Source organism: Enterobacter cloacae complex sp. S3 (assembly GCF_014930495.1).
Classification (GTDB): Bacteria; Pseudomonadota; Gammaproteobacteria; order Enterobacterales; family Enterobacteriaceae; genus Enterobacter; species Enterobacter asburiae_B.
The window spans coordinates 29,592-53,417 of the sequence record NZ_JADBRD010000039.1; the positions used below are offsets into that span (position 1 = coordinate 29,592).

The window sequence follows — 23,826 nt, forward strand, 5'->3', positions numbered from 1 at the left end:
CCAGTCAGAGGAGCCAAATTTAAAAAGCCTGCTTTTAAAGCAGGCTTTTTGCTTTGCGGATGAGGGAAAATGAACGCTCTGTTTGTCTACGGCACGCTGCGCCCGGGCCACTCTAATGCGCATATTCTTGAAGACATCGGCGGCGAATGGCTGGCCGGTTCCGTATCCGGCACGTTTTACGAACGCGGCTGGGGCGCCGCGGCGGACTTCCCGGGAATTGTGCTTCACCCTGACGGCCCCCGCGTCGAAGGCTATCTGTTTATCTCTGATAACCTTGCCGCGCACTGGCAAATGCTGGACGAATTTGAAGACGGCTACGATCGGGTTGAGGTCACGGTGACCACCCTTGAAGGCAAGCAGGTTCAGGCCTGGATTTATCAGCTACAGCCGCGTTCTGAATCATAAAAAAAGGCTCTCTGTCACCAGAGAGCCTTTTTCACTATTCGCTGCGATTACTCGCTTTTTGCTTCGCCGTTTTTGATTTCGCCCATCACTTTCAGCTTTTTAGAGATGTCACGACGCTCTTTAGACAGCTCAGCGTTTTTGATGATGTAGTCATCAACGCGGTCTTCATAGTCGCTCTTCATGCTGGCGATAATGCCCTGAATAGCTTCAACGCTCATACCTGGCTTGATGTAGTCGCTCAGGTTGTCGAGGAGCAGAACACGTTTCTGGTTGTCACGGATCTTCTTCTCAACGTCCTGGATTTCACGCTGCAGCTTGTTTTTGCGGCGGAACAGGCGGACGAATTCCAGAACATCCTGGAACGAAGGCTTGGTAGTTTCCATTTTTACACCCCTGATAATGTGAGATTCGGATTCGTTAAGGCAACCGTTGTAACAATAACCTTACTGACAGCGGCTGCGAATGACAATGAGTATATCGTTTAAAGCTATCATAACCCCAATTGCTGCTGAATCGAAGCAGCAGCCGTCACATACGCCTTTTATTTGCGCAGCGCCCGGCAAATAAGGTGCGATAACAGCTCAAGCTGACGCGCCAGTTCCATGCTCAGCCAGACGTAGCCATGAATAGGCGTTTCCGCCACGTTATCGCTCTGGCGTTCATTGATTAACTGCTTCAGCTCCGCAACGATCTCATTCAGCCGCTCGCTGTTGGCCAGTATCGGCTGCGGGTTCCCTTCATAGAGCGCATGGGCAATGGTCAACAGCGTTTGCTGCGTCATCTGCTGGGTCTCTTTGAGAGTCTGCGCGTTAAGCATCAACAGATGGCTGGGACGCGAGGCCCAGTGGGCGTTGATTTGCAGTTCAAGCATGCAGACCAGATTGCGGCTTACCGTCTGGATGGCTTCGAAAATCGATTTCTGAATACGGGTTTCTTTGCTGGCGGGCGTGATCAGGCCGCGCATTTTGACCACGTCGTTGAGGATTGTTTGCAGATGCTTTTCCAGCCGGGGACGTTCGACCAGATTCGGGGAAAAACCGGCCTGATAGACGCGGTTAAAGGCGGTGACGTAGTTCGCCATCTGAATACGCCAGTGCAGAAAAGCGCGCTGCGGCCAGATGCCGGTGAAGAGCATGGCCAGCAGTGACCCCAGGATGACATCCCCGCTTCGCCACAGCGCGGTGGTCATATCCCCGGCGGGCGCACCGACAACCACCGCGAGAGTAATCCCAATCAGCAAGGCCTGATACGGTCTTTTGCCCAACGCCAGCCAGCCGCACAGGAACATGGCGGCCCCGCACCATGCCAGCATCACGGGAAATGAGATGAGCTCCAGCTTCAGGGCAATAAGCCCAAGGGCCGAGCCTAAAACCGTCCCGCCAATTCGCTCAAAGGCGCGCGGAACAACGTTCCCCCAAAACGAGATGGGCCCCATCACCACCACCAGGGTGATCAGCGGCCACGTCCCTTCCGGAACATCAAGCAAACGGACCAGTACAAACGTCAATACGAACGCCAGCGCGATGCGGCACCCGTGCACCACGCGGTAATGTTTGTACAACCGAATTTCAAAAGGGGTTAATGATTTGTCGGGACGCACACCCGCTCTCCAGCTACACGGCAAATCACAATTGTACTGTGTTTTCAGCCGGGCGGATCGCTCCCGGCTGAAAAACCCTTCATTTAGCAGGCTTAAGCCGTTTTATGCTCTACCGCGATATACATTTCGATATCCCAGTAGCCGTCTGCATTGCCGTCATTGAGATAGCGTTCGAAGCAGGGTTTAAGCGCCATCTGGTACTTATTGTCCTGCAGCAGAGAGTTGAAGAACTGATACCACGGCGTGGCGAAGTCGTAGTTTTCCACGCGCGCCGTCGCCACGGCATAATCCCCGGCCGCGATTTCCGTCATCATGACGCCTTCGCTGTTTTCCGGGATAACGAAATCGTCCGGTACCGTAACGGCCGTATCGCAGCGCAGTTTTTCTGCCGGGACCTCGTCGGGGTTATCGTAGTAGACCGCAACCCACTCCAGCGGCTCAATGTGGCGCCCGTCCACCCACATCACCAGCTGTTCAAAGCCCTGTTTAACCGTTTGTTCCCACGGTCCGACCAAATGAAAACCGGCAATCTTACGTTTCTGTTGCTGCTTGATGCTGTAGTCCATGCTGCCTCCATTTATTACTGTATATTTATACACTATAAAGCTGGATTACTATTATCGGCAAACGAGGAGTGTTTATTATGTGAGCAGACTCGCAACCCTGCCAGTCTGCCCATCAGCGGTTAAAGCGTGTGGTGGAGATAATCGCTCATGCGAGAGAACAGTCCGCCCTTATCAACGGCTTCCAGCGTCACCAGCGGCCAGTGCGCCACCACCTTGTCACGGTCATAGAGCTGGATCTCCCCGACCCGCTGATGCGCAGCAATCGGCGCTTCCAGCTCTTTTTTATCCAGCACGTATTTGGCTTTGATGTTCGGCACTTCCGCTTTCGGCAAGGCCAGCCAGAAATCCTGGTCGGTGCCCAGTTTCACCTGCTCCTTATCGCCGTACCAGATACGCTCTGTCCCCACTTTTTTACCGCTATGCAGGATTTGCACCGTATCGAAGTTCTGCTGCCCCCAGTGCAGCAGTTTCCGGGCCTGGTCCTCACGGCCTTTCGGGCTGTCCGCCCCCATCACCACCGCGATTAAACGGCGCTGGCCGTCAACGGCGGACGCAATCAGGTTAAAGCCCGCTCCCGAGGTATGCCCCGTTTTAAGCCCGTCCACGTTCATGGTTTTATCCCACAGCAGGCCGTTACGGTTTTGCTGGGTGATCCCGTTCCAGGTCAGGCTCTTTTCGCTGTACATATGGTAAAACTCAGGCTCGCCGTGAATGATGGCCCGGGAGAGTACGGCCAGGTCATAGGCCGAGCTGTGCTGGCCCGGCGCGTCCAGCCCGTGGACGGTTTCAAAGTGCGTATCGCGCAGGTTCAGCTTCTGCACGTAGTCGTTCATCATCTTCACAAACTGCGGCTGACCGCCCGCCACGTGATCGGCCAGCGCCACGCAGGCGTCGTTGCCGGAATCGACAATCAGACCGCGGCTTAAATCACGCACGGAGACGCGATCGCCCTCTTTCAGGAACATCAGCGACGAGCCGTCAAAAACCGGGTTGCCTTTTGCCCACGCGTCACGCCCGACGGTGACAATGTCGTCCGGCGTAATGCGATGGCTATCAATGGCCCGATCAACCACATACCCTGTCATCAGTTTGGTCAGGCTCGCCGGATTACGTTGTTGATGTTCGTTGCCCGCCGTTAAGATCTGACCAGTCGTGTAGTCCATCAGCACCCAGGAGCCAGCCTGAATGGCCGGAGGCTGCGGCGAAAAATCCAGTGGTTCGGCCGCAAAAGCAGATGAGACACTCGAAGCGAGTAAAGAAACAGCAATAAACAGACGGCGTTTCAACGGTATATCCTCAGGTCATTAAAAATCGATGACCTTTTTACGGGAGTTCTGATGTCGTTACCTGGCTTAATTGCAAAAAAATGTGACAGAGCACAGATTTTTCTCTGAAGCTGGCGCGCAAATTTGCTCGACAGCGGTGCTTTTTATTCGGTCTGAACCGCACGATCGTTTACCATAGTGACGTCATTTTTTAACAGGATGGTATTACTGGTGTCTGACTCTGCCGCTCGCCCGACTTTTTTATTTCATGACTACGAAACCTTTGGCACGCACCCGGCGCTGGACCGACCGGCGCAGTTTGCCGCCATCCGTACCGACGACGAATTCAACATTATTGGCGAGCCTGAGGTCTTTTACTGCAAACCGGCTGATGACTACCTGCCGCAGCCCGGGGCGGTCATGGTCACCGGGATCACGCCTCAGGAAGCGCGCGAGAAAGGCGTTAACGAGGCAGAATTCGCCCGACGCATCCACGATCTGTTTACCGTCCCCAATACCTGCGTGGTCGGTTACAACAACATCCGCTTCGATGACGAAGTAACGCGCAACATCTTCTATCGCAACTTCTACGATCCCTATGCCTGGAGCTGGCAGAACCGCAATTCACGCTGGGATTTGCTCGACATCATGCGCGCCTGTTATGCCCTGCGTCCTGAGGGCATTAACTGGCCGGAAAACGAGGAAGGGCTGACCAGCTTCCGGCTGGAACACCTGACGCGCGCCAACGGCATCGAGCACAGCAATGCCCACGACGCGATGGCGGACGTCTATGCCACCATTGCCATGGCGAAGCTGGTGAAAAACGCGCAGCCCCGGCTGTTTGAGTATCTGCTGAGCCACCGCAGCAAGCAGAAGCTGATGACCCTTATCGACGTGCCGCAGATGAAACCCCTGGTGCATATTTCCGGCATGTTTGGTGCCTGGCGCGGTAATACCAGCTGGGTCGCCCCGCTGGCGTGGCATCCGGACAACCGTAATGCGGTCATCATGGTGGATTTAGCCGGCGATATTTCGCCGCTGCTGGAGCTCGACAGCGATACCCTGCGCGAACGGCTCTATACCCCGAAAAATGAACTCGGCGATCTGCCCGCGGTGCCGGTCAAACTGGTGCATATCAATAAATGTCCGGTACTCGCGCAGGCGAATACGCTGCGCCCGGAAGATGCGGACAGACTGGGCATTAACCGTCAGCGCTGCCTTGATAACCTGAAAGTGCTGCGCGATAACCCGCAGGTGCGCGAGAAAGTAGTTGCTATCTTTGCCGAGGCGGAGCCGTTCGTGCCGTCTGAAAACGTGGATGCCCAGCTCTACAACGGCTTCTTCAGCGATGCCGACCGCGCGGCGATGAATATCGTTCTGCAAACCGAGCCGCGTAACCTGCCGGCGCTGGATATCACCTTTGCCGATAAACGCATCGAAAAGCTGATGTTTAACTACCGCGCGCGTAACTTCCCCGGCACGCTGGACGAGGCTGAGCAGGATCGCTGGCTGCAGCATCGTCGCAATGTCTTTACCCCTGAGTTCCTTAATAGCTATGCCCAGGAGCTGGAAATGCTTTATGGCCAGTATGAGGGGAATGCTGAGAAACAGGCGCTGTTGAAATCCCTGTTCCAGTACGCTCAAGAGATTGTCTGAGCGAGGGGTATAAAAAAAGCCGGAGGCGATGTCTCCGGCTTTTTTTTGCCCGCTGGCACAGGCCAACGGGTGTGTCGTTTTGTAGGCCGGGCAAGCGCTAGCGCCACCCGGCAAGTCATTACGCGACGTCTTCGTACTGAGGAACCGGGTTACGGAAGCTCTTCGTGACGCAGGCCAGGTAAATCAGGCCGATACCCGCCCAAATCAGGCCAAGCACCATAGAGCTCTCTTCCAGGTTAACCCACAGCGCGCCCACGGTCAGGGCACCACATACTGGAAGCACCAGATAGTTGAAGTGGTCTTTCAGCGTTTTGTTGCGCTTCTCACGGATCCAGAACTGTGAGATCACGGAGAGGTTAACGAAGGTAAACGCCACCAGCGCACCGAAGTTAATCAGCGCGGTCGCCGTCACCAGGTCGAATTTAATCGCCAGCAGGGCAATAGCGCCAACCAGCAGCACGTTCCACGCCGGAGTACGCCATTTCGGATGAACGTAGCCGAAGAAACGGGTCGGGAATACGCCGTCACGGCCCATCACGTACATCAGACGAGAAACGCCTGCGTGTGCCGCCATGCCGGACGCCAGTACGGTCACGCTGGAGAAGATCAGCACGCCCCACTGGAAGGTTTTACCCGCTACATACAGCATGATTTCAGGCTGTGACGCATCTGGATCTTTAAAGCGAGAGATGTCCGGGAAGTACAGCTGCAGGAAGTAGGAAGCTCCGATAAAGATCAGGCCGCCAATCAGCGCTGTCAGGAAAATCGCTTTCGGGATCACGCGCTCAGCATCTTTGGTCTCTTCGGACAGAGAAGAGATACCGTCAAAGCCCAGGAACGAGAAGCACAGAATCGTCGCACCGGTAATCATCGGCACAACGTGCGCACCTTCAGACCAGAATGGACGCGTGCTGGTCAGCGTACCTGCACCTTCACCGTGAGAAACACCGTAGATGATCAGGCCAACGATAACCGCCACAATACCCATCTGCAGTATAACAATCAGGGTGTTGAAGTTCGCCACGGTCTTGATGCTGCGCAGGTTAGAGATGGTCATAAAGGCCACCAGCGCGACAACGAAGATCCACGATGGAACAGAAGGCACCAGCGCTTCGAAGTAAATTTTTGCCAGCAGAATATTGATCATCGGCATGAACAGATAGTCCAGCAGAGATGACCAGCCCACCATGAAGCCAACCGCCGGGCTGATGGATTTTTGGGCATAGGTATAGGCAGAGCCTGCAGACGGGAAACGGCGAACCAGTTTACCGTAGCTCAGCGCAGTAAAGAGAATGGCGACCAGCGCAAAGGCGTACGCCGTTGCCACATGACCGTCTGTGAGGCCTGATACGATACCGAATGTATCGAACAGCGTCATCGGTTGCATATAGGCAAGGCCCATCATAACAACCGGAATCAACGTAAGCGTTTTACGTAATTCCACGCGAGAGGTGTTTGGAGTTGCGTTATGCGACATAGTTATTCTCCTTTACGGTGATAACCGCCACGTAAGCGAAAAATTGCCCCATTTCTTTCTTCCTCAGCGACAACAACTGTCGGATTTTAGTAAATATCTATCCGGTACGAAGCCCGGCCTCTTGGTTTTTAGTTTCGTTTCGTACATGCAAAAAAAAATAACCGACGCCTTTTATATCGTCGATTATTCATTTGGTTGCAGCGGCGGCATTTTGCCCCACATCGGATACAAAAGGCAATACTTTGCAACGCCCGGTCCGTTTTTCTTTTTGCTAACTGGCTGATTTCTGGACGCCGGGCTGAGAGTAAACGGCGGCGATAGCACTATTTGCTAAAATCTCGTCTCGCCACCAGGCGCTGGCCAGCCCGGCAGTTTGTTCATTCCAGCCTACCCACACCGATTCATTACTGCTTTGAGCAAGTACCTGTTTTTCAACAAGCGCGCCGCTGTCAATAAACCGCTGCGCCAGATAGCGAGGTAAATAGCCGCAGCCGAGGCCGCTTATTTGCAGTTCCAGCTTGGTTTTATAGTCGAAAACGGTAATAGCCTCCTGCTCATCAAGCAGCTGCGAGGAAACCGAGCATTCCGGACGAGAACTGTCCCCAACAACTATGGCGCGGTAGCCTTTAATCACGCGACGGTTAAGCGGCTCGGGTTCCTGAGCCAGGGGATGATGAGGCGCTATGGCAAATACCTGCTCGAGCACGCCCAGCCGGGCAAAACCAAAATCACTCAGCTGGGGAGGCTCATGGAGCGCACCGACGAAAATGTCCGCCCTGCCCTGCGTTAAGGCATCCCAGGAGCCACCCAGCACGCCGTTGATAAAGATAAGCCGGGTCACGCTGTGGTGTTGATAGAAGGCTTCAATCAGCGGCGTCAGGAGAGAAAACGGAAAGGTATCATCCACGCCAATAACCAGCTCGTTTTCCCAACCCTGATGGAGTTTTACGGCCTGTTTTTCGAGTTCACGAACGGTATGGAGGACTTCGCGACCTTTTTCCAGCAGCATCTGCCCGGTACGGGTGAAACGTGCGCGGTGTCCGGAGCGATCGAGGATCTGGATATTGAGATCGCTTTCCAGTTTTTGGACGGTATAGCTCAACGCAGATGGGGTTTTGTAGAGCTTTGCTGACGCAGCGGCAAAGCTCCCCTCTTTTTCCAGAGCATCCAGAATAATAAGAACATCCAGCAGCGGTTTCATGCTCGCCCCCCTTCTGGTGCGCGATCTTCTCCGCTGCGGGTCTTATTCCATGGGCATCACCAGCGGATCGGGATACTGATACTCAAACCCCAGCTCATGACAAATGCGATTGCCATCAACAATTTTGCCTTTACTGTCATCCTTTGCCTCACCAAAAACCGGCGGAGCCAGACCCAGCTGACGTGCCATCAGCGGGTAAAACGTGCTGCGTGCCGGATGAGAAGGTGCACATATATTATAGATGTGTCCACCTTTCGGAGCCTGTAAGAGTAGCTCAATCGCAGCAACAACATCGTCAAGATGCACAAGATTGACGACATGCTGGCCGTCTGGCGCAGACTTACCGGCAAAAAAGCGTCCCGGATGGCGGCCAGGGCCCACCAGCCCCGCCAGACGTACGATATCGACCTGCGTGCCGGGAAGATTATGCAGCCAGTCTTCCAGCTCTTTCAGAACCTGACCGCTCGCCGTCACGGGACGGCGCTCGGAACTCTCTTTCACCACGCCCTCAACTTCGCCATACACCGACGTCGAGCTGGTAAAAATGATGCGCGGAACATGGTGCGCCAGCGCGCTGTCGACGATCTCCTGCATCGCCTGCAGATAAAACGACTCGCCCGGGCCACTGCGCCGCGCGGGGAGCGTGATCACCAGCGCATCGACGTTCATCAGCGTGTCCAGATCGTCAGCATCACACACCAGCTCCGGTTCAAGGCGCAGCTCAACGCCATCAATACCGCACATGCGCGCTGCCTCTACCCCATCCGCCGTGGTTTTGCTCCCGGTCACCTGCCAGCCTTTCGCGGCTAATGACATCGCCAGCGGCATTCCCAGCCACCCTAAACCGACAATCGCGACCTTTTTCATGCGAATTCTCCTGACTCTCACTCGTCTTTTATAAGGCTACGCCAGCCCGGCAGAACACACAATTCATAGCATCAATATGAAATGAATTAATGATCAAAAAAAGCCCTTGCAATATGTCGTACAACTGGTTTAGGTTAAAAGACATCAAATGAATAAGCATTCATCGAGAATTTATATGACACGCGTTCAATTTAAACACCACCATCATCACCATCATCCTGACTAGTCTTTCAGGCGATGTGTGCTGGAAGACGTTTGGATCTTCCAGTGGTGCATGAACGCATGAAAAAGCCCCCGGAAGATCTTCTTCCGGGGGCTTTTTTTTGGACCGAATTCAGACAGGTTAAAACAGGTTAACGAGGAATAAAGAATGTTAGATAACTCACGCTTACGCATAGCTATTCAAAAATCAGGCCGTTTGAGCGACGATTCACGCGAACTGCTGGCCCGCTGCGGGATTAAAATTAACCTGCACACCCAGCGCCTGATTGCTCTGGCTGAAAACATGCCCATCGACATTCTGCGCGTGCGTGATGACGATATTCCCGGCCTGGTCATGGACGGCGTCGTTGACCTCGGCATCATCGGGGAAAACGTGCTGGAAGAAGAGCTGCTGACCCGCCGCGCGCAGGGCGAAGATCCGCGTTATTTCACCCTGCGTCGTCTGGACTTCGGCGGCTGCCGCCTGTCGCTGGCCACGCCGGTTGACGAAACGTGGGACGGCCCGGCCGCGCTGAACGGCAAACGTATCGCCACCTCTTACCCTCACCTGTTAAAGCGTTATCTCGACCAGAAAGGCGTGCAGTTTAAATCCTGCCTGCTGAACGGCTCCGTTGAAGTGGCGCCGCGTGCGGGTCTGGCGGACGCCATCTGTGACCTCGTCTCTACCGGCGCGACGCTGGAAGCCAACGGTCTGCGCGAAGTGGAAGTGATCTACCGCTCTAAAGCGTGCCTGATTCAGCGCGACGGCGACATGGCCGACGCCAAGCAGCAGCTGATCGACAAGCTGCTGACCCGCATTCAGGGCGTGATTCAGGCGCGTGAGTCCAAATACATCATGATGCACGCCCCAACCGAGCGTCTGGATGAAGTGATTGCCCTGCTGCCGGGCGCTGAGCGTCCAACCATCCTGCCGCTGGCGGGCGATCAGCAGCGCGTGGCGATGCACATGGTGAGCAGCGAAACCCTGTTCTGGGAAACCATGGAAAAACTGAAGGCGCTGGGCGCAAGCTCCATCCTGGTGCTGCCTATTGAGAAGATGATGGAGTAATGGCCATGAGCTTTAACACAATCATCGACTGGAACACCTGTAGCGACGCACAGCAGCGCGAGCTGCTGATGCGCCCGGCGATTTCCGCCTCTGAGAGCATCTCACGCACCGTGGCGGAGATTCTGGATAACGTCAAAGCCCGTGGCGATGACGCGCTGCGTGAATACAGCGCGAAGTTTGACAAGACGGAAGTCGGTGCATTACAGGTTACCGAGCAGGAAATCATTGATGCCAGCAATCGTCTGGGTGACGATATCAAGCAGGCGATGGCCGTCGCGGTGAAAAACATTGATACCTTCCACACCGCGCAAAAGCTGCAGACCGTGGATGTCGAAACCCTGCCCGGCGTGCGTTGTCAGCAGGTCACGCGCCCGGTTGCATCCGTTGGCCTCTATATCCCTGGCGGCTCTGCCCCGCTTTTCTCCACCGTACTGATGCTGGCGACACCCGCGCGCATTGCCGGGTGTCAGAAAGTGGTGCTTTGCTCACCGCCACCAATTGCCGACGAGATCCTTTATGCGGCGAAGCTGTGCGGCGTGCAGGCAGTCTATAAAGTGGGCGGCGCGCAGGCGATTTCGGCCCTGGCGTTCGGCACGGAATCTATTCCTAAGGTTGACAAAATTTTTGGCCCGGGCAATGCGTACGTGACCGAAGCCAAGCGCCAGGTCAGCCAGCGTCTGGACGGCGCGGCCATCGATATGCCTGCCGGCCCGTCTGAGGTGCTGGTGATTGCCGACAGCGGCGCAACGCCGGACTTCGTCGCCTCCGACCTGCTTTCTCAGGCGGAACACGGCCCGGACTCGCAGGTCATCCTGCTGACGCCGGACGCCGATATGGCGAAACGCGTGGGCGAAGCCGTTGAGCGCCAGCTTGCCGACCTGCCCCGCGCCGACACGGCACGTCAGGCGCTAGCGGCCAGCCGCCTCATTGTGGCGCGCGACCTGGACCAGTGTATTACCATCTCCAACCAGTACGGCCCGGAGCACCTGATCATTCAGACCCGCAACGCGCGCGATCTGGTTGACAGCATTACCAGCGCGGGCTCGGTGTTCCTCGGCGACTGGTCACCGGAGTCCGCGGGCGATTACGCCTCCGGCACCAACCACGTGCTGCCCACGTATGGCTACACCTCAACCTGTTCGAGCCTGGGCCTGGCGGATTTCCAGAAACGCATGACCGTGCAGGAGCTCTCCCGCGAAGGGTTTGCGTCACTGGCGTCTACTATTGAAACCCTGGCTGCCGCCGAGCGGCTGACCGCCCACAAAAATGCCGTTACGCTGCGCGTTGCAGCCCTGAAGGAGCAAGCATGAACATTGAAGAGTTAGCCCGCGAAAATGTCCGTCGCCTGACGCCTTACCAGTCGGCGCGTCGTCTGGGCGGTAAAGGGGATGTCTGGCTGAACGCCAACGAATTCCCGACGGCGGTGCAGTTCGAACTGTCGCAGCAAACGCTGAACCGCTATCCGGAATGTCAGCCGAAAGCGGTGATTGAAAACTACGCGCAGTACGCGGGCGTGAAGCCGGAGCAGGTGCTGGTCAGCCGCGGCGCGGATGAGGGCATTGAACTGCTGATTCGCGCCTTCTGCGAGCCGGGCAAAGATGCGGTGATGTACTGCCAGCCTACCTACGGCATGTACAGCGTCAGCGCGGAAACCTTCGGCGTAGCGTGTCGCAACGTGCAGGCGCTGGAGAACTGGCAGCTGGATCTTCAGGGGATCGCCGACAATCTCGATGGGGTAAAAGTGGTGTTCGTCTGTAGCCCGAACAACCCGACCGGACAGATTATCAACCCGCAGGATATCCGCACTTTGCTGGAAATGACGCGCGGTAAAGCGCTGGTGGTTGCCGACGAAGCCTACATCGAGTTCTGCCCACAGGCGACGCTGGCAGGCTGGCTGGAAGAGTATCCGCACCTGGTGGTGCTGCGCACGCTGTCGAAAGCCTTTGCCCTTGCGGGTCTGCGCTGCGGATTCACACTGGCAAATAAAGAGGTCATCGACCTGCTGCTGAAAGTGATCGCCCCGTACCCGCTCTCAACGCCGGTTGCCGATATTGCGGCACAGGCGCTGACGCCTCAGGGGATCAACGCGATGCGCGAGCGCGTGGCGCAAATCCTGGAGGAACGTCAGTATCTGGTGACCGCCCTGAAGGATATCCCTTGCGTGGAGCAGGTATTCGACTCGGAAACTAACTACATCCTGGTGCGCTTCACCGCCTCCAGTGCCGTATTTAAATCTTTATGGGATCAGGGCATTATCTTACGAGACCAGAATAAACAACCTTCTCTGAGCGGGTGCCTGCGCATTACCGTAGGCACCCGTGCAGAGAGCCAGCGCGTGATTGACGCCCTGAAAGCGGAGAAAGTATGACCCAGAAGATCCTTTTCATCGATCGTGACGGTACCCTTATTTCGGAGCCACCAGCCGATTTTCAGGTCGATCGATTCGACAAGCTGGCTTTTGAACCGGACGTGATCCCGGTGCTGCTTAAGCTGCAAAAAGCCGGATACAGGCTGGTGATGATCACCAACCAGGATGGTCTGGGTACCGACAGCTTCCCGCAGGCGGACTTTGACGGCCCGCATAATCTGATGATGCAGGTGCTGACCTCTCAGGGCGTGGTATTTGATGAAGTGCTGATTTGCCCGCACATGCCGGCCGACGAGTGTGACTGCCGTAAGCCAAAGGTGAAGCTGGTAGAGCGCTACCTGGCTGAGGATGCGCTGGATAAAACCAACAGCTATGTCATCGGCGATCGCATCACCGATATTACGCTGGCGGAAAACATGGGCATCGCGGGGCTGCGCTACGACCGCAACAACCTGAACTGGGCGAAGATTGGCGAGCAGCTCACAAAACGCGACCGCTATTCCCACGTAGAGCGCAACACCAAAGAGACGCAGATTGATGTGAAGGTCTGGCTGGACCGTGAAGGCGGCAGCAAGATCCACACCGGCGTCGGTTTCTTCGATCACATGCTGGACCAGATTGCCACCCACGGCGGTTTCCGCATGGAAATTACGGTAAAAGGCGATCTCTACATAGACGATCACCACACCGTGGAAGATACCGGCCTGGCGCTGGGTGAAGCTCTGAAGCTGGCGCTCGGCGACAAGCGCGGCATTAACCGTTTCGGCTTTGTCCTGCCGATGGACGAGTGTCTGGCGCGCTGCGCGATGGACATCTCCGGCCGTCCGCACCTGGAATACAAAGCTGATTTCACCTACCAGCGCGTGGGCGATCTGAGCACCGAAATGGTGGAGCACTTCTTCCGCTCCTTGTCCTACACCATGGGCCTGACGCTGCACCTGAAGACCAAGGGCAAGAACGACCACCACCGCGTGGAGAGTCTCTTTAAAGCCTTTGGCCGTACCCTGCGCCAGGCAATTCGCGTGGAAGGTGACGCCCTGCCTTCATCGAAAGGAGTGCTGTAATGAACGTGGTCATTCTGGATACCGGATGCGCCAACCTGAACTCCGTGAAATCGGCCATTGCGCGCCACGGCTATGAGCCGGTGGTAAGCCGTGACCCGGACGTGGTGCTGCGCGCCGACAAACTCTTTTTACCGGGCGTGGGCACCGCGCAGGCGGCGATGGATCAGATTCGCGAACGAGAGCTGGTCGACCTGATCAAAGCCTGTACCCAGCCGGTGCTGGGCATTTGTCTGGGCATGCAGATCCTGGGCCGCCGCAGCGAAGAGAGCAACGGCGTTGACCTGCTGGGCATTATTGATGAAGACGTGCCGAAAATGACCGATCGCGGCCTGCCTCTGCCGCATATGGGCTGGAACCGCGTCTACGCCAAAGCGGGCGACCGGCTGTTTCGCGGCATCGAAGACGGCGCGTATTTTTACTTCGTGCACAGCTACGCCATGCCGGTGAACGTGAATACGATCGCCCAGTGCACCTACGGCGAGGCGTTTACGGCGGCCGTACAGAAAGACAATTTCTTCGGCGTGCAGTTTCACCCGGAGCGCTCTGGCGCCGCGGGCGCGCAGCTGCTGAAAAACTTCCTGGAGATGTGATGATTATTCCCGCGTTAGATTTAATTGACGGTACGGTTGTCCGTCTGCATCAGGGCGATTACGGCCAGCAGCGCGACTACGGAAACGATCCGCTGCCGCGTCTGCAGGATTATGCCGCCCAGGGTGCGCAGGTACTGCACCTGGTGGATTTGACGGGCGCGAAAGATCCGGCGAAGCGCCAGATCCCACTGCTTAAACAACTTGTTGCGGGTGTTGATGTGCCCGTCCAGGTCGGCGGCGGCGTGCGTACGGAAGATGACGTCGCGGCGCTGCTGGACGCTGGCGTGGCCCGCGTGGTGGTGGGCTCAACCGCCGTGAAAGATCCTGAGACGGTGAAAGGCTGGTTCCGCCGCTTTGGTGCCGATGCCCTGGTGCTGGCGCTGGACGTGCGTATTGACGAACAGGGTAATAAGCAGGTGGCCGTTAGCGGCTGGCAGGAAAACTCCGGCGTGACGCTGGAAGAGCTGGTCGATATTTATCTGCCCGTTGGTCTGAAGCACGTGTTGTGTACGGACATCTCCCGCGACGGGACGCTGGCGGGTTCCAACGTCTCGCTGTATGAAGAGGTCTGTGCGCGTTATCCGCAGGTGGCGTTCCAGTCTTCGGGCGGTATCGGTGATATCGGTGACGTGGCCGCGCTGCGCGGTACCGGTGTGAAGGGTGTGATTGTGGGTCGGGCCCTGCTGGAAGGTAAATTTACTGTGACGGAGGCGATTCAATGCTGGCAAAACGGATAATCCCCTGCCTGGACGTACGCGATGGTCAGGTCGTGAAAGGCGTGCAGTTCCGCAACCACGAGATCATTGGCGACATCGTCCCGCTGGCAAAACGCTATGCCGATGAAGGCGCCGACGAGCTGGTCTTTTACGACATCACCGCCTCCAGCGATGGCCGCGTGGTCGATAAAAGCTGGGTGGCACGCGTGGCGGAAGTGATCGACATTCCGTTCTGCGTGGCGGGCGGTATTAAATCCGCTGACGACGCCGCCAAAATTCTCTCGTTTGGCGCCGACAAGATTTCGATTAACTCCCCTGCCCTGGCCGACCCGGAGCTGATCACCCGCCTCGCCGATCGTTTTGGGGTGCAGTGTATTGTGGTTGGGATCGACACCTGGTATGACGCCGCAACGGGTAAGTACCACGTGAACCAGTACACCGGAGATGAAAGCCGCACGCGCGTGACGCAGTGGGAAACGCTCGACTGGGTGCAGGAAGTGCAAAAGCGTGGCGCGGGTGAAATTGTCCTCAACATGATGAACCAGGACGGCGTGCGTAACGGGTATGACCTCGAGCAGCTGAAAAAAGTCCGTGCGGTCTGCCACGTTCCGCTGATCGCCTCCGGCGGCGCGGGCACCATGGAACACTTTCTTGAAGCGTTCCGCGATGCGAACGTGGACGGCGCGCTGGCCGCGTCCGTGTTCCACAAACAGATTATTAATATTGGTGAGTTAAAAACGTACCTGGCCGACCAGGGCGTGGAGATCAGGGTATGTTAACAGAGCAACAACAGGCGCAGCTGGACTGGGAAAAAACGGACGGGTTACTGCCGGTGGTTGTCCAGCATGCCGTCTCAGGCGAAGTGTTGATGCTGGGGTATATGAACCAGGACGCGCTGGCGAAAACGATCGACAGCGGCAAAGTGACCTTCTACTCGCGCACGAAACAGCGCCTGTGGACCAAAGGCGAGACCTCGGGTCATTTCCTGAATGCAGTGAGCATAACGCCTGACTGCGATAACGACACCCTGCTGGTGCTGGCAAACCCAATCGGCCCAACCTGCCATAAGGGCACCAGCAGCTGCTTCGGCGAGGCGAGCCACCAGTGGTTGTTCCTGTATCAACTGGAACAGGTGCTGGCAGAGCGTAAAACGGCGGATCCTGAAAGTTCCTACACCGCGAAGCTGTACGCCAGCGGAACCAAGCGCATCGCACAGAAGGTAGGAGAAGAAGGCGTTGAGACCGCGCTGGCCGCGACCGTGCATGACCGCGAGGAGCTGACGAATGAAGCGTCTGATTTGATGTATCACCTGCTGGTGCTACTGCAGGATCAGGAGCTGGATTTGACGGCGGTGATTGAAAATCTTCGCAAACGTCACAAATAAAAAAACCGGGGAATATCCCCGGTTTTTTTAATCTGCAAATCAGACTTTTGGTTTGTAGTTGCGCAATGCGTTGCGGCCAAGCACAAAACCGGAACCAATCATTCCGCCCAGCAGCACGGCAAGAATCAGAACAATCACTTTTTTCGGGCTGTCACGTCGCACAGGGAGTTCCGGCTTCATGACATAACGGTAAACGTGGATTGTATCCGGGTTTACATTGAGATTCTGGATGTCCAGCAGATTTCGTTTGGTCTGATAATATGCTCTTGGGAAGACCAAAGGGAGAGAAGCTTCGTTGTCAATCATTGATTTCAGCCCCTCACTTCCCAGCAGGAACATCGTTTCCTGAGTCACTTCCTGGGTTTGCTGCAACTGAGGCGAGGTAATTTTCGCCGCTTCAGCGTTCTTCAGTGCCTCAGCAATCTGTTTGATACGCAGATCTTTTTGCTCCTGAGCGACCTTCTCCTGGTTTTGCAGGGAATCATTCAGGGTCTTTATCTGCGCTTTGATGTTGTCATTAAGGTCAGCGGCGAGTTCTTTAGCCGTTTGCTCATCTACCTGCTGGATGTACTGCGCTAGCTGCTTTTGCGCGGCTTCTGCCGATGTACTGGTATACGATACAATTAACGGGAGCGGCTGATCTTTAACCTTGGGCTCAATCGTCAGTTTTTCAGGCTCAGCCTGATTTTCAAGCGCCTGTGACAATGCCGAGAATGAGGCGCTAAAACGGCCGATAGCGCGCGTTTGGTTGTCAGTCATTGTAGGTGCGGCGGTACCGTACAGAATATTCAACGCATTAGAATAGGTGGCAATCTGAGCTGCGTCAGGTTGTGCAATGATTGCACTAGAGGTCCACTTTTCTTTAGCAACGGATAAATATCCAATTGCCAGGGCGATACAAACAACAACAAAGGCTGCTACCACCCACTTCCCACGCCACAGCTGCAGCACTAAATCAAGTAGATCAATTTGCTCCGGGTCATTGCTTCGGCTGACCTGGCTATTGTTATTTTGCGTCATACAATCCCTAACTGATAAAAAAAGGGCAAACATAATTAAGTTTGTATAGTTTATCTATTACTGGCGATTTTTCTATAAGAATCCGATGAGTAATATCGGAAAGATGGGTTATGTAACTTACACCCTTCGCGCTATCATAGACGCCATGTGATGCGTTACGGCATCTATAGAATAGGGTTTATGAGGGAAGCTATGAAATTTTTAGTCACGGGCGCTGCAGGTTTTATCGGTGCGAATGTCAGTAAACGCCTCCTTGAGGCTGGTCATCAGGTTGTTGGTATCGATAACCTCAATGAATACTACGATGTCAACCTGAAGCTGGCGCGCCTGGAACTGTTAAAATCTGAGCGTTTCACCTTCCACAAGCTGGAATTAGCTGACCGGGAAGGTATGGCCACGCTTTTCGCCAGTGAGAAGTTTGATCGTGTGATTCATCTGGCCGCGCAGGCGGGTGTACGCTACTCTCTTGAAAACCCTCACGCGTATGCAGATGCCAACCTTATCGGCCATCTCAACGTGCTGGAAGGCTGCCGCCATAATAACGTGCAGCACCTGCTTTATGCCTCGTCCAGCTCAGTATACGGCCTCAACCGCAAGATGCCCTTCTCCACTGACGATTCCGTGGATCACCCGGTCTCACTCTATGCCGCGACCAAAAAAGCCAATGAGCTGATGTCGCACACCTATTCGCATCTGTACAACTTGCCGACCACCGGCCTGCGCTTCTTCACCGTGTACGGTCCGTGGGGACGTCCGGACATGGCGCTATTTAAGTTTACTAAGGCGATCATTGAGGGCAAAAGCATCGATGTCTATAACTACGGTAAAATGAAGCGCGACTTCACGTACATTGATGACATCGCTGAAGCAATTATTCGTCTGCAGGATGTTATTCCTCAGTCAGACACAAACTGGACCGTTGAGACCGGCTCCCCGGCAACCAGTTCAGCGCCTTACCGGGTCTACAACATCGGTAACAGCTCGCCAGTCGAACTGATGGATTACATTACCGCCCTGGAAGACGCGCTGGGTAAAAAAGCAGAGAAAAACATGCTGCCTCTCCAGCCAGGCGATGTTCTGGAAACCAGTGCCGATACCCGGGCGCTTTATGAGGTGATCGGATTTAAACCGCAAACCTCAGTTAAAGATGGGGTGAAGAACTTTGTAGACTGGTACAAACGTTTCTACAAAATTTGAATGCATTCATTATGTCTACGCCAAAAGGAACTGCTATGTCTATTCCAGTAATTCACCAGACAGATCTTATCGTGGGTCGCTCTGTTAAACTTCGAAATGTTAAAACCGATGATGCAGCTTTCATTGTCGCGCTGAGAACGAATGAGAAAAAAGGGCGATTTATAAGCACCACCTCTGATGATATTAAATCTCAAGAAAAATGGATAGAAGGTTATCTGAAAAGCGAGGGCCAAGCCTACTTCATCATTACCGACCTTGAAGATATGCCTTTTGGAACGGTAAGAATTTATGATCAGCAGCAAGATTCTTTCTGCTGGGGATCATGGGTCATTCATGAAGATGCACCTTCACACTTTGCAATTGAGTCGGCACTTCTAGTTTATTACTACGCTTTGAAATTAGGGTTTACCAGTGCCCACTTCGACGTACGTAAAGGTAATCATTCTGTCATCAGATTCCATGAGCGTTTCGGTGCTGTTCGTCAAAAAGAAACTGAGGATGATGTTCTTTTCACTATTTCGAAAGACAGCATTCAGCACTCAATGAACAAATTTAAAAAATATCTTCCTGAGCTCATTTTAATCAAATAAGAAAGGTTTAACTGCTCTAAGACTAGAGATTAAAAGGACAGCTAATAACAAGCTGTCCTTTTAAGCTAAATTGTATTAGTCGCGATTTGATCTGACACATGGCCTTGAAAGGTTGAGAGTTACCGGTTTTGATATGGGTGTCGAATCCTTATACAAAACACGAGGTAACTCTCATGCTTCATACTACCAATCCCGTTATCAAACACAAAGCCGGTTTGCTCAATCTGAGCTGAAGAGCTCAGCAATGTATCGAAAGCCTGTAAAATCATGGGCGTTTCACGTGATACATTTTATCGTTACCGCGAACTGGCCGATGAAGGCGGCGTGGATGCGCTGATAAACCGGAGTCGCCGCACACCAAACCTTAAGAACCGCACCGATGAGGCCACTGAGCGGGCTGTGGTTGATTATGCTGTCGCATTCCCGGCTCACGGCCAGCACCGGACCAGTAACAAGCTGCGTAAACAGGGTGTTTTTATCTCCGGCAGTGGTGTTCGTTCCGTCTGGTTACGCCATAACCTTGAGAACTTCAAAAAACGCCTGAAAGCACTGGAAGAAAAAGTGACCCGTGATGGTATTGAACTGACTGACAGCCAGATCGCCGCGCTGGAGCGTAAAGCCGGTGACGACGAGGCCTGTGGTGAAATTGAAACCGCTCATCCGGGTTATCTGGGGTCAAAGGACACGTACTACGTTGGCAATCTGATAGGTGTCGGGCGTATTTATCAGCAAACGTTCGTTGATACGTACTCAAGGGTGGCTCACTGCAAGCTCTACGTCACCAAAACGCCGATTACAGCAGCTGATTTACTAAAAGATCGTGTACTGCCATTTTATGAGTCTCAGGGCCTGCCGATGCTGAGAATACTGACCGACAGAGGTAAAGAATATTGTGGCAAAGTGGAACATCATGATTATCAGCTTTATCTGGCGATAAATGACATCGAACACACGAAAACTAAGGCGATGTCACCACAGACTAACGGCATCTGTGAGCGGTTCCATAAAACGATACTGAACGAGTTTTATCAGGTGACGTTCCGCAAAAAGCTATATGGTGATCTTGATACATTACAATTGGATCTTGATGAATGGCTGGCTCACTATAATAATGAGCGAACTCATCAGGGAAAAATGTGCTGTGGCCGGACGCCGATGGAAACATTACTTGATGGAAAGTGCATCTGGGCTGAGAAAAATTTAAACCAGATGTAATCTGACAGATACCTGTATAAATAACCGGTAACTGTCAGATCAGGTCTGAGCTAATACAGCTAAATTGTTCTCTTAATCACTACCAAACAGATCGCGGGTATATACCTTATCCGCCACGTCAGCCAGCTCTTCCGCCATGCGGTTTGAAATGATGACATCGGCTTCTTTCTTAAAGGCATCCAGATCGCGGATCACCCGGGAATTGAAGAACTGATCGTCCGGCATGGCCGGCTCATAGATTACAACCTCAACCCCTTTCGCCTTAATGCGCTTCATGATCCCCTGAATGGAAGAGGCGCGGAAATTATCGGAGCCACTCTTCATGATCAGACGGTATACGCCGACCACTTTCGGTTGACGCGCAAGGATGGAATCGGAGATGAAATCTTTACGTGTACGGTTAGCGTCAACAATCGCCGAAATGAGGTTGTTCGGCACAGCCTGATAATTTGCCAGCAATTGTTTAGTATCTTTTGGCAGGCAATAGCCGCCGTAGCCAAATGACGGATTGTTGTAGTGGTTGCCAATACGCGGGTCGAGACACACACCTTCAATAATCTGGCGGGTATTCAGGCCAAGACTCTCTGCGTAGCTGTCGAGCTCATTGAAATAAGCCACTCGCATTGCCAGGTAGGTATTCGCGAAGAGCTTAATTGCCTCTGCCTCAGTGGAGTCGGTGAACAGCACCTGAATATCTTTCTTCACTGCGCCTTCCTGAAGCAGCGCAGCAAAGCGTTCAGCGCGCTCTGAACGTTCGCCAATCACGATACGCGAAGGATGCAGGTTATCGTAAAGCGCTCTCCCCTCACGCAGGAATTCAGGCGAGAAGAAGATATTATCAATACCGAACTTTTCTTTAATAGATTTGGTAAACCCAACAGGAATGGTCGATTTAATAACCATCACCGCGTCAGGGTTAATCGCGATAACGTCTTTGATAACCGCTTCTACAGTTGAGGTATTGAAGTAGTTGGTTTTAGGATCGTAGTCAGTAGGCGTCGCAATGATGACGTAATCCGCATCGCGGTATGCATCTTCTTTATCTGTCGTGGCGCGGAAATTCAGCGATTTATTGCTGAGATAGTCCTGGATTTCTTTATCCACAATCGGCGATTTTTTCTGATTGAGCATATCCACTTTGGCCTGCACGATATCCAGCGCAACCACTTCATGATTCTGGGCAATCAGAATGCCGTTAGAAAGACCGACATACCCTGTTCCGGAGATTGTTATTTTCATTCGCTAATGACTTCTGTGAGTTAACTGTACTGATGGCCGCCAGACCATCGCGATAAACATAACTGTTGGGCTTTGTACCTCCTGGCAAACTGAACTGTCAAGGCAAACCAGGAGTAATCACTACGAGCGGGGCGAGATTCAGACTACTTCGAATAACAGGCGACACTTTTTGCATAAAAAAACCCGGAGACAAGCTCCGGGTTTTGATTACAGCAAGTGAGTTAACTTATTCCATCCATTCGGTATGGAACACGCCTTCTTTATCGGTACGTTTGTAAGTATGCGCACCGAAGTAGTCACGCTGTGCCTGAATCAGGTTAGCTGGCAGCACAGCAGCACGGTAGCTGTCGTAGTAGGCTACTGCAGCAGAGAAGGTCGGAACCGGGATACCGTTCTGGACAGCGTAGGCAACCACGTCACGCAGCGCCTGCTGATATTCATCCGCAATTTTCTTGAAGTACGGTGCCAGCAGCAGGTTGGCGATACCGGCGTTTTCAGCATAGGCATCGGTGATTTTCTGCAGGAACTGCGCACGAATGATGCAACCCGCGCGGAAGATCTTCGCGATCTCACCGTAGTTCAGATCCCAGTTGTTCTCGTCTGACGCCGCACGCAGCTGAGAGAAGCCCTGGGCGTAAGAAACGATTTTACCCAGGTACAGTGCACGACGCACTTTTTCAACGAATTCGGCTTTATCACCCGCTGGTTTAGCCTGCGGACCAGACAGCACTTTAGATGCCGCGACGCGCTGCTCTTTCAGAGAAGAAATGTAACGCGCGAAGACGGATTCGGTGATCAGTGACAGCGGTTCGCCCAAATCCAGAGAGCTCTGGCTGGTCCATTTACCGGTACCTTTGTTGGCAGCTTCATCCAGAATCACATCAACCAGGTATTTACCCTCTTCATCTTTCTTCGTGAAGATATCTTTGGTGATGTCGATCAGATAGCTGTTCAGCTCGCCTTTGTTCCACTCGGTGAAAGTTTCCGCGAGTTCTTCATTGGAAAGGTTCAGACCGCCTTTCAGCAGGGAATAAGCCTCAGCAATCAGCTGCATGTCGCCGTATTCGATGCCGTTGTGCACCATTTTGACATAGTGACCAGCACCGTCCGGACCGATGTAGGTCACACACGGCTCGCCATCTTCGGCAACGGCAGCGATTTTAGTCAGAATAGGAGCAACCAGTTCGTATGCTTCTTTCTGGCCACCAGGCATGATGGATGGGCCCTTCAGTGCGCCCTCTTCACCACCAGATACACCGGTACCGATGAAGTTAAAGCCTTCAGCAGACAGCTCACGGTTACGACGAATGGTGTCCTGGAAGAAGGTGTTACCGCCATCAATGATGATGTCACCTTTTTCAAGGTAAGGCTTCAGGGAGTCGATAGCTGCATCGGTACCTGCGCCTGCTTTCACCATTAACAGGATACGACGAGGCGTTTCCAGAGATTCAACGAACTCTTTCACCGTATAGAAAGGAACCAGTTTCTTGCCTGGGTTCTCGGCAATCACTTCTTCGGTCTTATCACGGGAGCGGTTGAAAACGGAGACGGTATAACCACGGCTTTCGATGTTGAGCGCCAGGTTGCGCCCCATCACTGCCATACCGACAACGCCGATCTGTTGTTTGGACATTACATACTCCTGTCAGGTGTGGTCGCTACGGTTTTTTGTCCGCAGCTTATAGATTATTGAATATGATAACCTACTAAAAGGGGAAGTAAATAGAAAATACTTTACATAAAATGCGTAATGAAGGTTTGTATATTATTTTTTTAATAAGCCTAATTAATATTAGTCCTAATCAATATACCTTAGAATTCTTGCTGGATTTTCAGCAATATCAGCATTAGCTGATACATTCTTGGTAACTACACTACCGGTACCAACTAAGCAATTCAGCCCCAAAGTTATACCAAGAAAAATAGTAGCGTTCGCTCCAATAGATTCTCCTTTCTTGATAACTGCCATGAAAAATGATTCGAGTTGGATCTTGGACTTAGGATAGAGATCATTTAAGAACGTGACATTGGGCCCAGTGAAAACATCATCTTCGATTGTTAGCCCATCCCACAAATAGATATCAGATTTTTAGAGTAACTCAATCGCCTAAAATAACATCATTATCAATCAATGTA

General features: G+C 53.5%; 25 protein-coding genes, 1 pseudogene and 1 other annotated feature. Of the genes and pseudogenes, 14 read left to right on the forward strand and 12 right to left on the reverse strand.

Going from position 1 to position 23,826, the window contains the following annotated elements; genetic code table 11:
* The first annotated feature begins 69 nt into the window (after window positions 1–69).
* Window positions 70–405, forward strand: coding sequence for a gamma-glutamylcyclotransferase family protein (locus IM317_RS20130; protein WP_033145944.1), 336 nt, complete (start codon window positions 70–72; stop codon window positions 403–405).
* Window positions 406–452: 47 nt separating this feature from the next.
* Here IM317_RS20130 and IM317_RS20135 read toward each other — a convergent pair whose 3' ends face one another.
* The 4 genes from IM317_RS20135 to dacD all read right to left on the reverse strand — a co-directional run bounded on the left by IM317_RS20135 (window position 453) and on the right by dacD (window position 3,857).
* A complete protein-coding gene (locus tag IM317_RS20135) occupies window positions 453–788 on the reverse strand; it encodes a DUF496 family protein (RefSeq protein ID WP_008499467.1) in 336 nt (111 codons plus the stop codon).
* A 158-nt stretch (window positions 789–946) separates the two neighbouring features.
* Window positions 947–2,005, reverse strand: coding sequence for an FUSC family protein (locus IM317_RS20140; protein WP_033145945.1), 1,059 nt, complete (start codon window positions 2,003–2,005; stop codon window positions 947–949).
* Window positions 2,006–2,097: 92 nt separating this feature from the next.
* Window positions 2,098–2,571 (reverse strand): DNA gyrase inhibitor SbmC, encoded by a 474-nt coding sequence (sbmC, locus tag IM317_RS20145; protein WP_033145946.1) that lies wholly within the window; start codon window positions 2,569–2,571, stop codon window positions 2,098–2,100.
* 119 nt (window positions 2,572–2,690) lie between these two features.
* Window positions 2,691–3,857: a serine-type D-Ala-D-Ala carboxypeptidase DacD gene (gene dacD, locus IM317_RS20150; protein ID WP_032658759.1), complete on the reverse strand. Its 1,167-nt coding sequence runs from the start codon at window positions 3,855–3,857 to the stop codon at window positions 2,691–2,693.
* Window positions 3,858–4,055: 198 nt separating this feature from the next.
* Between dacD and sbcB the strand changes: the two genes are divergently transcribed.
* Window positions 4,056–5,492, forward strand: a complete 1,437-nt coding sequence (gene sbcB, locus IM317_RS20155; RefSeq protein WP_370650855.1) for an exodeoxyribonuclease I — start codon at window positions 4,056–4,058, stop codon at window positions 5,490–5,492.
* Between the two features lie 118 nt (window positions 5,493–5,610).
* Here sbcB and IM317_RS20160 read toward each other — a convergent pair whose 3' ends face one another.
* From IM317_RS20160 to IM317_RS20175, 4 genes are all read right to left on the reverse strand, one after another.
* Window positions 5,611–6,969 carry an APC family permease gene (locus IM317_RS20160; RefSeq protein ID WP_033145948.1) on the reverse strand — a complete coding sequence of 453 codons (1,359 nt, stop codon included), beginning with the start codon at window positions 6,967–6,969 and terminating at the stop codon, window positions 5,611–5,613.
* Entirely contained in the window at window positions 6,959–7,021 is a 63-nt protein-coding gene (yoeI, locus tag IM317_RS20165; RefSeq protein WP_099458931.1) for a membrane protein YoeI, read from the reverse strand. Before yoeI ends, IM317_RS20160 begins: the two co-directional genes overlap by 11 nt.
* Window positions 7,022–7,240: 219 nt before the next feature.
* Complete coding sequence (locus IM317_RS20170) at window positions 7,241–8,170, reverse strand: LysR substrate-binding domain-containing protein (RefSeq protein WP_033145949.1); 930 nt, start codon at window positions 8,168–8,170, stop codon at window positions 7,241–7,243.
* Between the two features lie 42 nt (window positions 8,171–8,212).
* The gene (locus IM317_RS20175) at window positions 8,213–9,037 is read right to left on the reverse strand and encodes an SDR family oxidoreductase (RefSeq protein ID WP_024908072.1); all 825 of its coding nucleotides are present in this window, start codon (window positions 9,035–9,037) and stop codon (window positions 8,213–8,215) included.
* A gap of 175 nt (window positions 9,038–9,212) precedes the next feature.
* Here IM317_RS20175 and hisL point away from each other — a divergent pair, with 175 nt between their 5' ends.
* From hisL to hisIE, 9 genes are all read left to right on the forward strand, one after another.
* Complete coding sequence (hisL, locus tag IM317_RS20180; RefSeq protein ID WP_001364200.1) at window positions 9,213–9,263, forward strand: his operon leader peptide; 51 nt, start codon at window positions 9,213–9,215, stop codon at window positions 9,261–9,263.
* Window positions 9,239–9,362: a sequence feature (His leader region), on the forward strand. It overlaps the preceding gene by 25 nt.
* A 45-nt stretch (window positions 9,363–9,407) precedes the next feature.
* The gene (gene hisG / locus IM317_RS20185; protein ID WP_033145950.1) at window positions 9,408–10,307 is read left to right on the forward strand and encodes an ATP phosphoribosyltransferase; all 900 of its coding nucleotides are present in this window, start codon (window positions 9,408–9,410) and stop codon (window positions 10,305–10,307) included.
* 5 nt (window positions 10,308–10,312) lie between these two features.
* Entirely contained in the window at window positions 10,313–11,617 is a 1,305-nt protein-coding gene (hisD, locus tag IM317_RS20190; protein ID WP_033146555.1) for a histidinol dehydrogenase, read from the forward strand.
* Window positions 11,614–12,675 carry a histidinol-phosphate transaminase gene (hisC, locus tag IM317_RS20195; RefSeq protein ID WP_032658765.1) on the forward strand — a complete coding sequence of 354 codons (1,062 nt, stop codon included), beginning with the start codon at window positions 11,614–11,616 and terminating at the stop codon, window positions 12,673–12,675. Before hisD ends, hisC begins: the two co-directional genes overlap by 4 nt.
* The gene (gene hisB, locus IM317_RS20200; protein ID WP_033145951.1) at window positions 12,672–13,739 is read left to right on the forward strand and encodes a bifunctional histidinol-phosphatase/imidazoleglycerol-phosphate dehydratase HisB; all 1,068 of its coding nucleotides are present in this window, start codon (window positions 12,672–12,674) and stop codon (window positions 13,737–13,739) included. The genes hisC and hisB overlap by 4 nt, the downstream gene beginning before the upstream one ends.
* Window positions 13,739–14,329, forward strand: coding sequence for an imidazole glycerol phosphate synthase subunit HisH (gene hisH, locus IM317_RS20205; RefSeq protein ID WP_032636077.1), 591 nt, complete (start codon window positions 13,739–13,741; stop codon window positions 14,327–14,329). Before hisB ends, hisH begins: the two co-directional genes overlap by 1 nt.
* Window positions 14,329–15,066 carry a 1-(5-phosphoribosyl)-5-[(5-phosphoribosylamino)methylideneamino]imidazole-4-carboxamide isomerase gene (hisA, locus tag IM317_RS20210; protein WP_033145952.1) on the forward strand — a complete coding sequence of 246 codons (738 nt, stop codon included), beginning with the start codon at window positions 14,329–14,331 and terminating at the stop codon, window positions 15,064–15,066. The genes hisH and hisA overlap by 1 nt, the downstream gene beginning before the upstream one ends.
* Window positions 15,048–15,824, forward strand: coding sequence for an imidazole glycerol phosphate synthase subunit HisF (gene hisF / locus IM317_RS20215; protein WP_023330862.1), 777 nt, complete (start codon window positions 15,048–15,050; stop codon window positions 15,822–15,824). The genes hisA and hisF overlap by 19 nt, the downstream gene beginning before the upstream one ends.
* A complete protein-coding gene (hisIE, locus tag IM317_RS20220) occupies window positions 15,818–16,429 on the forward strand; it encodes a bifunctional phosphoribosyl-AMP cyclohydrolase/phosphoribosyl-ATP diphosphatase HisIE (protein WP_033145953.1) in 612 nt (203 codons plus the stop codon). Before hisF ends, hisIE begins: the two co-directional genes overlap by 7 nt.
* A gap of 39 nt (window positions 16,430–16,468) precedes the next feature.
* On the opposite strand, the gene wzzB is transcribed toward hisIE, so the two are convergent.
* The gene (gene wzzB, locus IM317_RS20225) at window positions 16,469–17,449 is read right to left on the reverse strand and encodes an LPS O-antigen chain length determinant protein WzzB (RefSeq protein WP_033145954.1); all 981 of its coding nucleotides are present in this window, start codon (window positions 17,447–17,449) and stop codon (window positions 16,469–16,471) included.
* 192 nt (window positions 17,450–17,641) lie between these two features.
* On the opposite strand from wzzB, the gene IM317_RS20230 reads away from it, so the two are divergent.
* From IM317_RS20230 to IM317_RS20240, 3 genes and pseudogenes are all read left to right on the forward strand, one after another.
* On the forward strand, window positions 17,642–18,646 hold the full coding sequence (locus tag IM317_RS20230) for an NAD-dependent epimerase (protein WP_033145955.1): 1,005 nt from the start codon (window positions 17,642–17,644) through the stop codon (window positions 18,644–18,646).
* A 35-nt stretch (window positions 18,647–18,681) separates the two neighbouring features.
* The gene (locus IM317_RS20235) at window positions 18,682–19,236 is read left to right on the forward strand and encodes a GNAT family N-acetyltransferase (protein WP_033145956.1); all 555 of its coding nucleotides are present in this window, start codon (window positions 18,682–18,684) and stop codon (window positions 19,234–19,236) included.
* 173 nt (window positions 19,237–19,409) lie between these two features.
* Window positions 19,410–20,451: pseudogene (locus IM317_RS20240) on the forward strand (IS481 family transposase).
* Between the two features lie 72 nt (window positions 20,452–20,523).
* Here the strand turns inward: IM317_RS20240 and ugd are convergent.
* The 3 genes from ugd to IM317_RS24030 all read right to left on the reverse strand — a co-directional run bounded on the left by ugd (window position 20,524) and on the right by IM317_RS24030 (window position 23,659).
* The gene (ugd, locus tag IM317_RS20245; protein WP_033145958.1) at window positions 20,524–21,690 is read right to left on the reverse strand and encodes a UDP-glucose 6-dehydrogenase; all 1,167 of its coding nucleotides are present in this window, start codon (window positions 21,688–21,690) and stop codon (window positions 20,524–20,526) included.
* A 226-nt stretch (window positions 21,691–21,916) separates the two neighbouring features.
* Window positions 21,917–23,323 (reverse strand): NADP-dependent phosphogluconate dehydrogenase, encoded by a 1,407-nt coding sequence (gene gndA / locus IM317_RS20250; protein WP_028013772.1) that lies wholly within the window; start codon window positions 23,321–23,323, stop codon window positions 21,917–21,919.
* A 165-nt stretch (window positions 23,324–23,488) separates the two neighbouring features.
* Window positions 23,489–23,659 carry a DapH/DapD/GlmU-related protein gene (locus tag IM317_RS24030; protein WP_227010961.1) on the reverse strand — a complete coding sequence of 57 codons (171 nt, stop codon included), beginning with the start codon at window positions 23,657–23,659 and terminating at the stop codon, window positions 23,489–23,491.
* Window positions 23,660–23,826 lie beyond the last annotated feature (167 nt).

What these genes read in the sequence shown, in the direction of transcription:
- IM317_RS20130 (WP_033145944.1), top strand. Translation starts at nt 70, where the DNA reads ATGAACGCTCTGTTTGTCTACGGCACGCTGCGCCCGGGCCACTCTAAT.
- IM317_RS20135 (WP_008499467.1), bottom strand. Translation starts at nt 788, where the DNA reads ATGGAAACTACCAAGCCTTCGTTCCAGGATGTTCTGGAATTCGTCCGC.
- sbmC (WP_033145946.1), bottom strand. Translation starts at nt 2,571, where the DNA reads ATGGACTACAGCATCAAGCAGCAACAGAAACGTAAGATTGCCGGTTTT.
- sbcB (WP_370650855.1), top strand. Translation starts at nt 4,056, where the DNA reads ATGGTATTACTGGTGTCTGACTCTGCCGCTCGCCCGACTTTTTTATTT.
- IM317_RS20160 (WP_033145948.1), bottom strand. Translation starts at nt 6,969, where the DNA reads ATGTCGCATAACGCAACTCCAAACACCTCTCGCGTGGAATTACGTAAA.
- IM317_RS20170 (WP_033145949.1), bottom strand. Translation starts at nt 8,170, where the DNA reads ATGAAACCGCTGCTGGATGTTCTTATTATTCTGGATGCTCTGGAAAAA.
- IM317_RS20175 (WP_024908072.1), bottom strand. Translation starts at nt 9,037, where the DNA reads ATGAAAAAGGTCGCGATTGTCGGTTTAGGGTGGCTGGGAATGCCGCTG.
- hisG (WP_033145950.1), top strand. Translation starts at nt 9,408, where the DNA reads ATGTTAGATAACTCACGCTTACGCATAGCTATTCAAAAATCAGGCCGT.
- hisD (WP_033146555.1), top strand. Translation starts at nt 10,313, where the DNA reads ATGAGCTTTAACACAATCATCGACTGGAACACCTGTAGCGACGCACAG.
- hisC (WP_032658765.1), top strand. Translation starts at nt 11,614, where the DNA reads ATGAACATTGAAGAGTTAGCCCGCGAAAATGTCCGTCGCCTGACGCCT.
- hisB (WP_033145951.1), top strand. Translation starts at nt 12,672, where the DNA reads ATGACCCAGAAGATCCTTTTCATCGATCGTGACGGTACCCTTATTTCG.
- hisH (WP_032636077.1), top strand. Translation starts at nt 13,739, where the DNA reads ATGAACGTGGTCATTCTGGATACCGGATGCGCCAACCTGAACTCCGTG.
- hisA (WP_033145952.1), top strand. Translation starts at nt 14,329, where the DNA reads ATGATTATTCCCGCGTTAGATTTAATTGACGGTACGGTTGTCCGTCTG.
- hisF (WP_023330862.1), top strand. Translation starts at nt 15,048, where the DNA reads ATGCTGGCAAAACGGATAATCCCCTGCCTGGACGTACGCGATGGTCAG.
- hisIE (WP_033145953.1), top strand. Translation starts at nt 15,818, where the DNA reads ATGTTAACAGAGCAACAACAGGCGCAGCTGGACTGGGAAAAAACGGAC.
- wzzB (WP_033145954.1), bottom strand. Translation starts at nt 17,449, where the DNA reads ATGACGCAAAATAACAATAGCCAGGTCAGCCGAAGCAATGACCCGGAG.
- IM317_RS20230 (WP_033145955.1), top strand. Translation starts at nt 17,642, where the DNA reads ATGAAATTTTTAGTCACGGGCGCTGCAGGTTTTATCGGTGCGAATGTC.
- IM317_RS20235 (WP_033145956.1), top strand. Translation starts at nt 18,682, where the DNA reads ATGTCTATTCCAGTAATTCACCAGACAGATCTTATCGTGGGTCGCTCT.
- ugd (WP_033145958.1), bottom strand. Translation starts at nt 21,690, where the DNA reads ATGAAAATAACAATCTCCGGAACAGGGTATGTCGGTCTTTCTAACGGC.
- gndA (WP_028013772.1), bottom strand. Translation starts at nt 23,323, where the DNA reads ATGTCCAAACAACAGATCGGCGTTGTCGGTATGGCAGTGATGGGGCGC.
- IM317_RS24030 (WP_227010961.1), bottom strand. Translation starts at nt 23,659, where the DNA reads ATGGCAGTTATCAAGAAAGGAGAATCTATTGGAGCGAACGCTACTATT.